Annotated in this window: 11 protein-coding genes; 10 read left to right on the forward strand and 1 reads right to left on the reverse strand. The window is 67.0% G+C overall.

The genetic code is table 11. From position 1 onward, the window contains the following. The first annotated feature begins 176 nt into the window (after window positions 1–176). Entirely contained in the window at window positions 177–701 is a 525-nt protein-coding gene (locus CCR98_RS09155; RefSeq protein ID WP_087922336.1) for a GNAT family N-acetyltransferase, read from the forward strand. Between the two features lie 58 nt (window positions 702–759). Here the strand turns inward: CCR98_RS09155 and ftrA are convergent, their stop codons facing one another. Beyond that, on the reverse strand, window positions 760–1761 hold the full coding sequence (gene ftrA / locus CCR98_RS09160) for a transcriptional regulator FtrA (RefSeq protein ID WP_087922337.1): 1002 nt from the start codon (window positions 1759–1761) through the stop codon (window positions 760–762). 216 nt (window positions 1762–1977) lie between these two features. On the opposite strand from ftrA, the gene CCR98_RS09165 reads away from it, so the two are divergent. The 9 genes from CCR98_RS09165 (at window position 1978) to CCR98_RS09205 (ending at window position 12568) form a co-directional block, all read left to right on the forward strand. Beyond that, the gene (locus CCR98_RS09165) at window positions 1978–4554 is read left to right on the forward strand and encodes a TonB-dependent receptor (RefSeq protein WP_087922338.1); all 2577 of its coding nucleotides are present in this window, start codon (window positions 1978–1980) and stop codon (window positions 4552–4554) included. A 52-nt stretch (window positions 4555–4606) separates the two neighbouring features. Then, on the forward strand, window positions 4607–5188 hold the full coding sequence (msuE, locus tag CCR98_RS09170; RefSeq protein ID WP_087922339.1) for an FMN reductase: 582 nt from the start codon (window positions 4607–4609) through the stop codon (window positions 5186–5188). A 157-nt stretch (window positions 5189–5345) separates the two neighbouring features. Next, complete coding sequence (locus CCR98_RS09175; protein ID WP_087922340.1) at window positions 5346–5708, forward strand: DUF3088 family protein; 363 nt, start codon at window positions 5346–5348, stop codon at window positions 5706–5708. Window positions 5709–5722: 14 nt separating this feature from the next. Further along, window positions 5723–6700 (forward strand): MsnO8 family LLM class oxidoreductase, encoded by a 978-nt coding sequence (locus tag CCR98_RS09180; RefSeq protein WP_087922341.1) that lies wholly within the window; start codon window positions 5723–5725, stop codon window positions 6698–6700. A gap of 18 nt (window positions 6701–6718) precedes the next feature. Continuing rightward, the gene (locus CCR98_RS09185; protein ID WP_087922342.1) at window positions 6719–8062 is read left to right on the forward strand and encodes an LLM class flavin-dependent oxidoreductase; all 1344 of its coding nucleotides are present in this window, start codon (window positions 6719–6721) and stop codon (window positions 8060–8062) included. A 4-nt stretch (window positions 8063–8066) separates the two neighbouring features. Next, window positions 8067–9287, forward strand: coding sequence for a M20 aminoacylase family protein (locus CCR98_RS09190; RefSeq protein WP_087922343.1), 1221 nt, complete (start codon window positions 8067–8069; stop codon window positions 9285–9287). After that, on the forward strand, window positions 9284–9835 hold the full coding sequence (locus tag CCR98_RS09195; RefSeq protein WP_087922344.1) for a GNAT family N-acetyltransferase: 552 nt from the start codon (window positions 9284–9286) through the stop codon (window positions 9833–9835). Before CCR98_RS09190 ends, CCR98_RS09195 begins: the two co-directional genes overlap by 4 nt. Continuing rightward, complete coding sequence (locus CCR98_RS21385) at window positions 9832–11577, forward strand: amino acid ABC transporter permease/ATP-binding protein (RefSeq protein WP_087922345.1); 1746 nt, start codon at window positions 9832–9834, stop codon at window positions 11575–11577. Before CCR98_RS09195 ends, CCR98_RS21385 begins: the two co-directional genes overlap by 4 nt. A gap of 16 nt (window positions 11578–11593) precedes the next feature. Next, on the forward strand, window positions 11594–12568 hold the full coding sequence (locus tag CCR98_RS09205) for an ABC transporter substrate-binding protein (RefSeq protein ID WP_087922346.1): 975 nt from the start codon (window positions 11594–11596) through the stop codon (window positions 12566–12568). Window positions 12569–12585: the final 17 nt, after the last annotated feature.

Raw genomic sequence — 12585 nt, forward strand, 5'->3', positions numbered from 1 at the left:
GGTGGTTCGCCGCAGATTCGGTGGCGGTCTTCGGGGTGAACAGCGCTGGAAGTCATGTGGACTTCCGACTGCTTCAGTCCGGTACAGGTGGCTGCGGTGGGCGCCGGACTGATCGAGTTGACCGACGATCGCGGCTATCCTTCACTGGGGTTCATGGCATGACAGGCGTGGAACGTATGACGGGAACAGGAAAGGACATCTTGAACGTCCGCCGTGCCAGCGAGGCCGATGCCCCTGCGGTGCTGGCGCTCTTCGACGAAGTCATCGAATGGTTCGTATCGATCGGCAATGTGCAGCAATGGGGCAGTGAGCCGTGGTCGACGATGCCGCGCAGGATCACCCAGGTGACCGATGCGTGCGCGCTGCCGGGAGCATGGGTTGCGCAGAACGAGCAGGGTGATGCGCGCGCGTTCCTGGCGCTGGGTGAGTCGATGCCCTATGTGCCTGCACCCACCGGGCCGGAACTGTATGTGCGGGTACTGGTGGCCTCGCGTGACGTGCGCGTGCGTGGCATCGGCCGCCGCCTGATGGCCTTTGCCGATGAGCAGGCGCGGGCTGCCGGGTTCGACCATCTGCGCGTGGACTGCTACGGCGGTGGCAACGGTGACCTGGTGCGCTTCTATGAGTCTTGCGGCTATACGCGCATCGCGCCGTTCAACGTGGACGGCTGGCCGGGCATGCTGCTGGGGCGACAGCTCTGAAGTGGCTGCGTCATTCGGTCGCAGCGTGCTGCCGGCCAGCGGCCGGCACTACCTGGAATCAGCAGCCGACCAGCCGATCCGCACCAATCCCGCTGCGGTGCTGGCTGCGGTATTCGGTCGGGCTGGCCTCGACCTGGCCACGGAAGTGGCGACGGAACGATTCCTGCGAACCAAAACCGGCCTGCTCGGCAATCCACTGCAAGGGCCGGTCGGTGGTTTCCAGTAGCTCACGGGCGAAGGCCACGCGCTCGCGGATCAGCCAGTCGATGGGTGACAGGCCGGTCGCTTCCAGGAACTGCCGTTGCAGGGTGCGCTGGCTGAGTGCGGCCTGCTCGGCGAGGCTGCCAAGCGAGTGCGGCTCGCGCAGGTTGCGGCGCATCCATTCCATCAGTTTTGCCAGGCGCGAGGGCTCGCCATGGGGAATGGCGCGGCTGACGCGCTGGCTGCGTCCGGCATCACGCCACGGTGCCAACACCAGCCGTTCGGCGACCAGGTTGGCCACGCGCGCGCCGTAATCCTTGCGCACCATGTGCAGCATCATGTCCATGCCGGTGGCCGATCCGGCCGAGGTGATGATGCTGCCGGTGTCGACGTACAGCACGTCCTCACGCACGTCGATGCGCGGGAACTCCCGCGCAAGCGCTTCGGTGAGGCGCCAGTGGGTGGTGGCCTGGCGGCCATCGAGCAGCCCGGCCCAGGCCAGCACGAAGGCACCGGAGCAGATCGAAGCGATGCGTGCGCCGCGTGCGTGGGCGCGGATCAGTGCATCGAGCAGGGCCTGTGGAGGACGTTCACTGGGTTCGCGCCAACCGGGGATGACGATGATGTCGGCGTCTTCAACGGCGTCGAGCGAGTAGGGCAGCTGCATCTGGGTGCTGCCGAGCATGCGCAGCGTGCCGGGTTCGCCCGCGCACAGCTGGGTGCGGTACCAGGCCACGCCCAGCTCGGGCCTTATCGGCGCGAACAGGCCCACCGCACAGCCGAACTCGAACAGCCCCTGGCCATGGCAGGCGACGATGGCGACGAGCGGCGCGGTGGGATCGGCGGGTGGGCTGGGCATGGCTTGATGCTACGGGTGGAGGTGCGCGGCGCGGAGTGGTGCGCGGGCATGAGGTGATGCCTGCGGGGTATATGGAGGCCGGGGCCGCCTAACGTCATTACCAGCGGTCATGTGGGTGGCCGGATATGACGGTTGGGTGACGCGATCCCGCCTGTCGCCGTGGGTGAACAGGCCCTTGAATGGAAGCGTGTTTCCGGCCCACCCCCACGAGCCCCCATGCCTGCCGCCCACGCCCCTGTCCTGAGCACTCTTGCTGTTCTGATCACAGCCATTCTCGCCGCCACACCGAGCCATGCGGCTGAAGCCGATGCAGATCCTGCCACCACCGCGGCGACGGCCAACGTTGCTGCATCCACGCTGGATGCGGTGGTGGTGACCGGCTCACGCACCAGCACGCGTACGGTGAAGAACAGCTCTACACCGATCGACGTGATCTCCGCCGAGGACCTCGCTGCTACCGGGCAGGGCAACCTGCTGGAAGCGCTGCAGCGCAGCTTGCCGTCGCTGAGCCAGATCGGCGGTTACCAGAGCGATCAGGAAAGCCTCATTCGCGGCTATCAGCTGCGCAACCTGTCGCCGGGCTACACGTTGGTGCTGGTGAATGGGAAGCGCCGCAATGCCAGCGCCTATGTAAGTGGTGCCAATGGGGGCGGCTTCCCCGGCCATGCGTGGGCTGACCTGGCGTTGATTCCGGTCTCGGCCATCGACCATGTGGAAGTGCTGCGCGATGGCGCTTCGGCCATCTACGGTTCGGATGCGATCACCGGCGTGGTCAACGTGATCCTGAAATCGCAGGCGCACGGTGGCGATGTGTCGGTGGAGAGCGGGCAGAGCATCGATGGTGATGGTTCGCGTACCAGCGTGCGCGCCAATGTCGGCCTGCCGTGGGGCGAGGATGGCTTCGTCAACTTGTCTGGTGAGACCACCCGCCAGCATCATGCAATCCGCACCCGGCGCTACATCGATGGCTACCTGAGCTATCCGGCAGTGGATGGCAGCGGCAATCTGGTGGCGCTGCGGCCGAACAATCGTTTGCCAGCAGGTGCCACGCCGAATCCAGCCGAGGCCAACCGAAATGCCGAGGCCAACACCATCCTCAGCTCGCCGTCGTATGCGTTGAAGGCCTTCGCGGTGAACGTGGGGCATGGCCTGGGTGAGAGCGCGCAGTTCTACGCCAATGCCACGGCCAGCGATCGCGCCGCGCAGGCGATCCAGAACTTCCGCCTGCCGGCGACCATCTTCACCACCTACAAGGCCCCCGGCGTGCTGGGCGTGTTTCCCGATGGCTTCCTGCCAGTGCTGGAAACCAAGGAGAAGCAGTACACCGGTACGGCCGGTGTGAAAGGCCAGATCGCGGGTTGGGATTACGACGCCAGCCTGACCGGCAACCGCAGCACGGTGCGCACCTACACGCGCAATTCGGTGAATTACTCGCTGCCGTACCCCGGGTCGCCCACTGATTTCTATGACGGCAAGCTGGACTACCAGCAGGGCATCGCCAACCTGGACCTGCGCCGAGGTTTCGAGGTGGCGGCGTTTGCTTCGCCGGCGGAGGTGAGCGCGGGCGCCGAGTATCAGCACGAGCAGTACGAGCGCGGGGCAGGGCAGTGGGAGTCGTACACCGGCTTCGGTGCGGCGGCCTTCGTCGGCTATTCCATTGCGGACGCGGTGAAGGCCACCCGTAACAGCAAAGCGGTGTACGCGGGTGCGGCCACCAACATCACCTCGCGCTGGTACCTGGATGCTGCCGCGCGCTGGGAAGACCATTCCGATTTCGGCAGCGTTTCCACCGGCCGCCTGACCACCCGCTTCGACTTCACCGACGCGCTGGGCCTACGTGCCACGGTCAGCAACGGTTTCCATGCACCCAGCCTGGGCGCGCAGTACTACCAGGCCACCGGCAGCTGCCCGTGCGGGACCACGCTGGTGGCGCAGGTGTCTTCGCCGGCGGCGGTTGCGTTGGGTGCCACGCCGCTGAAGCCAGAGAAGGCCACCAACTACAGCCTTGGCGTGACCTGGGACCCGAGCCCGGCGTTCCACCTGGCAGTGGATGCCTATCAGATCGACATCCGCGGCCAGCTCGGGCAGTCCAGCCAGATCGGCTACAACGCGCAGGATCCGGCGCGCATCACCGACAACAGCGGCACGGTGCTGAGTGCGGCGCAGAAGAGCACGATCGATGCGCTGCTGGGTTCGGCCGGCATCAGCATCCTGCCGGGTGATGCGTTCTATGCCAGCTATTTCACCAACGTGGGTAACACGCGTACGCGCGGTGTCGAGCTGACCCTGGAGGCAAACCAGGACACCGCGTGGGGCAAGCTGCGCTGGAGCTACGCGGCCAACGTCGGCCGCACCACCATCCAGAAGGTCAGCGACATTCCGGCGGCACTGCAGGGGCTGCCGAACATCAACCTGCTGACCAAGTCCAGCGAGTACGCGCTGCGCTTCCGCACGCCCAGCTACACGCAGGTGGCTGGGCTGGGCTGGCAGGACGGGCGCTGGCGCTCGAACCTGGACTTCACCTACTACGGCCCGATCAAGCGACTGAACAACGGCGTGGAATACAAACAGCCGCCGGTGCTGGTGACCAACCTGTCCGGTGGCGTGGAACTGGGTGCGGGCTGGAGCGCGGCGTTGGGCATCAACAACGTGTTCGACAAGCGCACGCGCAAGGTGCCGGAGTACGCGCGCAGCGCGACCGATGTGGCGAGCATCGAGACCACCTGGGACAGCGGCGATGTGCTGAGCAACATTGGGGCCTACTGGTATGGCCGGGTCAGTTACCGGTTTTGAGGTTCAGGCGAAACGTCGCCGGGCACGGCCCGGCGCTACCGAGGAGCGGGTCATGTCTTCTGCATTGAAGGTGGTTGCATTGGTCGGGTCGACGACGAGTTCGGCGACATCGCGCACGTTGCTGCTGGTACGGCATCTGCTGGCGTCGCTGCAGCAGCGGATGCATGCCAGCGTGGACCTGCTGGAGCTGGCGCCGATCGCGCGTTCGCTGGGCCAGTCGTTGTCGCGCGCTGAAGTGGAGCCGGCGGTGGAACAGGTGCTGCAGACCATCGAGACCGCCGAACTGCTGGTGGTGGCCGCGCCGGTGCATCGCGGTTCGTATCCGGGGCTGTTCAAGCACCTGGTCGACTTCATCGAGCTGGAGGCGCTGGTGGATACGCCCGTGCTGTTGGCGGCAACCGGAGGCAGCGAGCGCCATGCGCTGGTGATCGACCACCAGTTGCGGCCGTTGTTCAGTTTCCTGCAGGCGCACACGCTGCCGGTCGGGGTATATGCCACGCCTGCCGACTTCGAGGGCGAGCACATCAACAGTGCAGCCTTGCAGGCACGCATCGCGCTGGCGGCCGAGCGTGCGGCCGGGCATCTGGCTACGCAGGGGCTGGCGGTAGCGGCGCCGCTGCGGCGCATCGCCTGAAGCCATAACCGGCGGCGCTTTGCTTATGGCCACGCCGCATCAGCATGACCGGATCTGACCGCCGATTGTCGCCAGGCATCGCTGCATCGACCGCCGGCATCTCTAGCATCGATATCGAAGCGGCATCGCATTGCCGGCCCCGATAAGGACGACTCCAGTGACTTTCGACGCAGCAAGCAAACCCATCCTGTTCCTGCTGGACCGCGAGTTCGAGGACGGCCAGATCCCCGGCCAGCGCTTCTTCTGCCGGCACAGCCTGTTGCTGGAGGGCGCGCTGTCGAGCATCGATGGCCTGGACGCGCAGCTGGATGTACGCCGCATCGGTTTCGCGCGGCCGCGCCGCGAGGTGATCGCCGAGATCGGTGAGCAGGACCAGTCGCTGCCGAAGCTGGTGCTGCCGCAGGGCGTGCGCAGCGACCTGGCCAGCGGCGCGCACCAGGACCGCCAGTACATCTCCGGTGCCGAGCCGATCCTGGCCGCGCTGAACGGCTTGCTCGGCATACCCGTGGCCCACCCCTGAGCGAGGACGCGACCATGAGCTATGAGATCAGCGTGCTGGACAAGAGCCCGGTGGCCGAGGGTGCCTCGCCAGAGCAGGCGCTGCGCAACAGCCTGCAGTTGGCGCAGCGCGCCGAGCAGCTGGGCTACCACCGCTACTGGTTTGCCGAGCACCATGCTGCGCCGACGCTGGCCAGCCCGGCACCGGAAGTGCTGGCTGCGTGGGTACTGGCACAGACCCGGCGCATCCGCATCGGCAGTGGTGGGGTAATGCTGCGCCACTACGCGCCCTACAAAGTGGCGGAGAACTTCAACCTGCTGGCAGCGTTGGCGCCAGGGCGCGTCGATCTGGGCGTGGGCAAGGCCCCCGGTGGCCTGCCGGCCTCGACCGCCGCGCTGGCGGCCGGGCGTCCGGCGTTCACCGACTTCGATCAGCAACTGCGCGACCTGGAAGGCTATCTGTCGGGGACAGACACCGAGGCGCTGGCGCGGCCGATTCCGCAGCAGGCACCGGAACGCTTCCTGCTCGGGGCCAGCCCGCAGAGCGCAAAGCAGGCGGCCGAACTGGGCTGGCGCTTTGTCTACGCCGCGCACTTCGATGGCGACCCGAAGCACATCGAGGCCGCGTTCGACGCCTACCGCAACGTCTCCTCGCAGCCACCGCTGCTGGCCACGGTAGCCTTCGCCGCGCCGACTGCCGAAGCAGCAGCGCGTCATATCGGTGCGCTGCGCGTCCACAAGCTGCACCTCGGCCCCGGGCAGACGGTGAACCTGCCCAGCCCCGAGGCGGCTGCAGAGTACGCGCGCCAGGTGGGCGTGGCCGACTTCCGCATCGAGGAAACGCGCCCCAGCGTGCTGTCCGGTGATGCGCAGCACGTGCGTGACGAACTCGATGCGCTGCACCGGCGTTTCGGCGTGGGCGAGTTCATTCTCGATGCGCCGGTGGCCGATCTCGACGCGCGCCTGACATCCCTTGAACTGCTGTCGCCCGCGCCGCGCGCGGCGGTGGCCTGACCTGCAGGAGCCATTCCCATGAGCACGACCCCGCGCCACATTCCGTTCGGCATCATGCTGCAGGGCCCCGGCAGCCACATGCATGCCTGGAAGCACCCGTCCAATCCGCCCGACGCCAGCGTCAACCTGCAGTTCTACATCGACATCGCGCGCACCGCCGAGGACAACGGCATCGCCTTTGGTTTCGTGGCCGACGGCCTGTACATCAACGAGAAGTCGATTCCGCACTTCCTCAACCGCTTCGAGCCGATCTCGCTGCTGTCGGCGCTGGCCACGGCAACGAGGAAGATCGGCCTGGCCGGCACACTGTCGACCTCGTACAGCGACCCGTTCACCGTGGCCCGCCAGTTCGCTTCGCTGGATCTGCTCAGCGGCGGTCGCGCTGGCTGGAACGTAGTGACGTCGCCGTTGGAGGGCTCGGGCCGCAACTACGGCCGCCCACACCCCGAGCATGCACTGCGCTACCAGATCGCCGACGAATACCTGGAGGTGGTGCAGGGGCTGTGGGATTCCTGGGACGACGATGCCTTCGTGCGCGAGCGCGACAGCGGTACGTTCTTCGCGCCGGAGACGTTCCGCCGCCTCGACCACAAGGGGCGCTTCTTCCAGGTGGAAGGGCCGCTCAACATCCAGCGTTCGCCCCAAGGCCAGCCGGTGATCTTCCAGGCCGGTTCGTCCGACGATGGCATCGCGTTGGCTGGCAAGTACGCCGATGCGGTGTTCACGCATTCGCCGTCGCTGGAGGAGACCCGCGCGTTCACACAGAAGGTGAAGAACTCGGCGATCGCACACGGTCGCAGCGGCAACGACGTGAAGATCTTCCCGGGCATCGGCCCCATCGTCGGGCGCACGGCCGAGGAGGCCGAGGCCAAGTACCAGGCAATTGCCGCACTGGCGACGCTGGAGGATGCGCTGGCCTATCTGGGCCGGTTCTTCGATCATCACGATTTCAGCCAGTACGACCCGGATGCGCCGTTCCCGGAGCTGGGTGACATCGGCAGTAATTCGTTCCGTTCCACCACCGATCGCATCAAGCAGGACGCGCGCGAGAAGGGCCTGAGCCTGCGCCAGGTGGCACTGGAAGGGGTGAGCCCGCGGCCGAACTTCATCGGCACGCCGGAGCACGTGGCCGATGAGCTGATCCGCTGGTTCGATGCCGGCGCCAGCGACGGCTTCATTCTCGGTTTCGCTGCACAGCGCGAAGGCCTGGATGATTTCGTGACCCAGGTGCTGCCGATCCTGCAGGCGCGCGGCTACCACCAGCTTGAGCTGGAAGGGCAGACCCTGCGCGCGCATCTGGGCCTGCCGTACAAGGCCAGCCGCCACTCGACCGACGCCGAGCCGGCGCGGAAGGCAGGGTAAGGCGATGAGCGGAGAAAGCGCGGCAGCACCGGGCGATGCCCAGCGGAACCCGGCAACGACGGGTGTGCTACCTGAAATCGCGGCACGCGCCGAGGCAGCCATCGCGATCCGTCATGACCTGCACCGGCACCCAGAGCTGGCCTTCGAGGAGCACCGCACCAGCGCACGTGTGGCCGAGCTGCTGCAGCAATGGGGTTATGAGGTGACCACCGGCCTCGGTGGCACCGGCGTGGTCGGCACGCTGCAACGCGGGCAGGGTAGCCGTCGCCTCGGCCTGCGCGCCGACATCGATGCACTGCCGATCCACGAGGACTCCGGCCTGGCCTATGCCAGCCAGACCGAGGGGGTGATGCATGCCTGCGGCCACGATGGGCACACCGCCATCCTGCTGTCTGCCGCGCATTACCTGGCCCATCACGGCGATATCGACGGTACCTTGCAGCTGGTGTTCCAGCCGGCAGAGGAAACCGGCTCGGGTGCTTCGAAGATGATTGCCGATGGCTTGTTCGAACGCTTCCCGGTGGATGCGATCTATGGCCTGCACAACTGGCCGGGTGTGCCGGTGGGCCACTTCGGATTCGTCGATGGCCCAGCGATGGCGTCGGTGGACTGGGCGCGGCTGAAGGTGATCGGCAAGGGCGGCCACGGTGCCGAGCCACAGGGCAGTGTCGACCCGATCCTGGCGGCAGCGCACATCGTCACCGCGCTGCAGAGCGTGGTGTCGCGCAATGTCGATCCACGCCAGATGGGCGTGGTCACCGTCGGTTCGATCCACGGCGGGCAGGCCGCCAATGTGATTCCGGACGTGGTCGAGCTGAAGCTGACCGTGCGCGCCTACCTGCCGGAAGTGCGCGATACGCTGCGGCGCCGTGTTACCGAGGTCGCCGAGCAGACCGCTGCCGCGTTCGGTGCGCGCGCCGAGATCGAGTTCCCGCGCGGCTTCCCCAGCGTGATCAACCATCCGCAGCAGACCGCCTACATCCGCGAGGTCGCTGTGCAGGGATTTGGTGCCGAACAGGTGGTGCCGGCGTTCGCGCCACGCACAGCCAGTGAGGATTTCGCTTTCCTGCTGCAGGCGCGGCCCGGAAGTTTCGTATTCGTCGGCAACGGCGACAGCGCTCCGCTGCACAGCCCGCGCTATGTGTTCAACGACGCCGCCATCGCACCCGCCGCCAGCCTGTGGGCGCGGCTGGCTGAAGACTATCTGGTGAAGGACGTGGCATGAGCAGCAACGAACGCTTCCTCTACACCTCGGTGGACGATCCACTGGCGCGGCCGCTGTTCGACGGCCTGGAGCAGGAGTACGACAGCCGCTACGCCGACGTGCGCCGACGCATCGGTGGCAGCGCCCGCGAGGAGCTGCAGCGCTACCCGGCGCAGGCCTTTGCTGCCCCGGTGGGTGCCTTCGTATTGCTGCTGCGCGACGGTGTGGCGATCTCCGGCGGCGCCTTCATGCCGCACCGCGATCCAGACACCGCCGAATTCAAGCGCATCTGGACGCTGCCGGGGCTGCGCCGCCAAGGCATCGCGCGGCGCGTGCTGCAGGAACTGGAAGACCAGGCGGCGCGCCAAGGCTACCGGCGGGTGTTCCTGACCACCGGCTTCCGCCAGCCTGAAGCCGTCGGCCTGTACCTCAGCCACGGCTACACCGCACTGTTCGACCTGCAGGCTGACCCGGAAACCATCGCGCATCTGCCGTTCGAGAAGCACCTGAGCGTATCGGCGCCGGTCGTTGTGCCATCACAGGCCGTGCTGCACGGAGCCCACGCATGAGCACGCCTTCGACCGCGCTGGATGGCATTGCCGCACGCCCGGCGCGAGCACCGGCGTTGAAGATCGTGCCGGCGCGGCATCCGCTGCAGGTGGTCGGAACCCTTCTGGCGTTGGCGCTGATCCTGATCGGGCTGCAATCCGTGCTGGGCAATCCACGCTGGGGCTGGGCCACGTTCGCCGAGTGGTTCTTCGCGCGCCCGGTGCTGGAAGGCCTGGGCCGTACGTTGTTGCTGACCGCACTCGGTACCGGCCTGGGTTTCGCGCTGGGTACCTTGCTGGCGTTGGCCCGCGTGTCCGGCTCGCCGTTGCTGTCGGCGGTGTCGTGGGGCTATGTATGGCTGTTCCGTTCGATTCCGCTGCTGGTGTTGTTGCTGCTGCTGAACAACCTGGGCTACCTGTACAGCGCCATCGAACTGGGCGTGCCGTTCACCGGCATCAGCCTGTTCTCGTACCCGACCACGCAGCTGATCGGCGTGTTCACCGCCGCAGTGCTGGGCCTGACCTTGAACCAGGCCGCGTTCTCGGCCGAGGTGATCCGCGGTGGCATTCTGTCGGTCGACCACGGCCAGTACGAGGCCGCGGCCGCGCTTGGCCTGCCACGTGGCCGCCAGGTGCGGCGCATCATCCTGCCGCAGGCGATGCGTTCGATCCTGCCGGCGGCGTTCAATGATGTGATCGGCCTGGCCAAGAGCACCTCGGTGGTCTACGTGTTGGCGCTGCCGGAGCTGTTCTACACCGTGCAGGTGATCTACCGGCGCAACCTGGAAGTGGTGCCGCTACTGATGGTGGCTACGGTCTGGTACCTGGTGATCCTGACCGTGCTGTCGCTGCTGCAGCGACGCGTGGAGCAGCGCTTTGCGCGTGGCCAGCTGCAGCGCGAGCGCTCGGTGTCGCGGGTATCGTCGCCGGTGCGGTCATCCAGTGATGCTGCGCCGCGTGTGGCAAGCCGCCCGCGCATCGCCGCGCAGGTTGAAGCGGGCGAGGGGGCATCGGTGTCGCTGCATGGCGTAGGTAAGGTGTTCGGTGATCAGCCGGTGCTGGAAGACGTGAACCTGGAGTTGCGCGCTGGCAGCGTGACGGTGCTGATCGGTCCCTCCGGCGCCGGCAAGTCCACGCTGCTGCGGCTGATCAACCATCTGGAACGCGCCGACGGCGGTTACGTGACCGTCGGCGGCCAGCTGATCGGCTACCGCCGCGATGGCGACACCCTGTACGAGCTACCGGAGCGCGAGATCCGCCGCCGTCGTTCCGAGGTGGGCATGGTGTTCCAGGGCTTCAACCTGTTCCCGCACCTGACCGCGCTGGAGAACATCATCGAGGCACCGATCGCGGTGCGTGGCGTGCCGCGCGCGCAGGCCGAGCAGCAGGCGCGCACGCTGCTGGAACGGGTCGGCCTGGCCGACAAGGCCGATGCCTTCCCGCGCCAGCTGTCCGGTGGCCAGCAGCAGCGCATCGCGATCGCCCGCGCGCTGGCGCTGCAGCCGAAGGTGCTGCTGTTCGATGAACCCACATCGGCGCTGGATCCGGAACTGGTGGCCGAGGTGCTGAGCGTGATCGAGGAACTGGCCCGTTCCGGCACCACGCTGGTGATCGTTACCCATGAGCTGAGCTTCGCCCGCCGCGTGGCCGACCATGTGGTGATGATGGACCAGGGGCGGGTGATCGAGCAGGGCTCGCCCGAGGCGCTGTTCGAACGTCCGCGCCAGCAACGCACCGCCGATTTCCTGGCCAAGACCCTGTAACTGCGAAAGGAACACCATGAGCCCTGCAGCACCGCGTCGCCCCTCGCGCAGCACCCTGTTGGTCGTGGGCGTGCTGGTCATCGGCATTGCCGGCATCGTCTACTCGCGCGTGCGGCAGGCACCGGATGCCAGCACTGCGGTCGCGACCAGCCTGGCCGGTGCGAACACGGCCGTGCTGAAGGGCACGTTCGACCCGAAGGCGCAGGCATTGATCCCGGCCGACTATCGCTTTGTCACGCCTGGTACGTTTACCGTGGCGACCCATCCGGGGCAGCTGCCGCTGGCCGACTATGGCGCCGACAGCAAGGACGTGGTCGGCATCGAGCCGGACATCGCACGGCTGATTGCCGACGGGCTGGGCCTGAAGCTGGTGATCGTGCCGGTCGCGTGGGCGGACTGGCCGCTGGGTCTGGAATCAGGCAAGTACGATGCGGTGCTGTCGAACGTGACGGTGACCGAGGAGCGCAAGAAGAAGTTCGATTTTTCCAGTTACCGCTACGACCTGCTCGGCATCTATACGCGCAGCGACGGGCCGATCCAGAAGATCGAAAAGCCGGCCGACGTGGCCGGGCTGAAGGTGGTGGTCGGTGCCAGCACCAACCAGGACCAGATCCTGCGGCAGTGGGACCAGCAGAACATCGCCGCTGGCTTGAAGCCGGTGGAGTACCAGTACTTCGATGATGCCGTGGTCGGCCGGCTGGCGGTGATCACCGGCCGCGCCGATGTCTCGTTCGAGCCCAATGCCACCGGCGCATACTCGGCACGCGATGGCAAAGTGCGGCGGGTGGGGCTGTTCCCCGGCGGCTGGCCAAACGCCGCGGCGATCTCGGTGACCACGCGCAAGGGCAGCGGCCTGGCCGACGCGGTGACACAGGCACTGAACACCCAGATCGGCAGCGGCACCTATGCCCAGGCGCTGGCACGCTGGAACGTGGCCGAGGAAGCGGTGCCGCAGTCGCAGACCAATCCGCCGGGGTTGCCGGCGTTGTAGACGACGCCGGGCATGGC

Origin of the sequence: Stenotrophomonas sp. WZN-1 (genome assembly GCF_002192255.1) — a bacterium.
Lineage (GTDB): Bacteria > Pseudomonadota > Gammaproteobacteria > Xanthomonadales > Xanthomonadaceae > Stenotrophomonas.

Excerpts from the sequence above, each read along its gene's own strand:
- CCR98_RS09155 (WP_087922336.1), top strand. The coding sequence starts at position 177 with ATGACGGGAACAGGAAAGGACATCTTGAACGTCCGCCGTGCCAGCGAG.
- ftrA (WP_087922337.1), bottom strand. The coding sequence starts at position 1,761 with ATGCCCAGCCCACCCGCCGATCCCACCGCGCCGCTCGTCGCCATCGTC.
- CCR98_RS09165 (WP_087922338.1), top strand. The coding sequence starts at position 1,978 with ATGCCTGCCGCCCACGCCCCTGTCCTGAGCACTCTTGCTGTTCTGATC.
- msuE (WP_087922339.1), top strand. The coding sequence starts at position 4,607 with ATGTCTTCTGCATTGAAGGTGGTTGCATTGGTCGGGTCGACGACGAGT.
- CCR98_RS09180 (WP_087922341.1), top strand. The coding sequence starts at position 5,723 with ATGAGCTATGAGATCAGCGTGCTGGACAAGAGCCCGGTGGCCGAGGGT.
- CCR98_RS09185 (WP_087922342.1), top strand. The coding sequence starts at position 6,719 with ATGAGCACGACCCCGCGCCACATTCCGTTCGGCATCATGCTGCAGGGC.
- CCR98_RS09190 (WP_087922343.1), top strand. The coding sequence starts at position 8,067 with ATGAGCGGAGAAAGCGCGGCAGCACCGGGCGATGCCCAGCGGAACCCG.
- CCR98_RS09195 (WP_087922344.1), top strand. The coding sequence starts at position 9,284 with ATGAGCAGCAACGAACGCTTCCTCTACACCTCGGTGGACGATCCACTG.
- CCR98_RS21385 (WP_087922345.1), top strand. The coding sequence starts at position 9,832 with ATGAGCACGCCTTCGACCGCGCTGGATGGCATTGCCGCACGCCCGGCG.
- CCR98_RS09205 (WP_087922346.1), top strand. The coding sequence starts at position 11,594 with ATGAGCCCTGCAGCACCGCGTCGCCCCTCGCGCAGCACCCTGTTGGTC.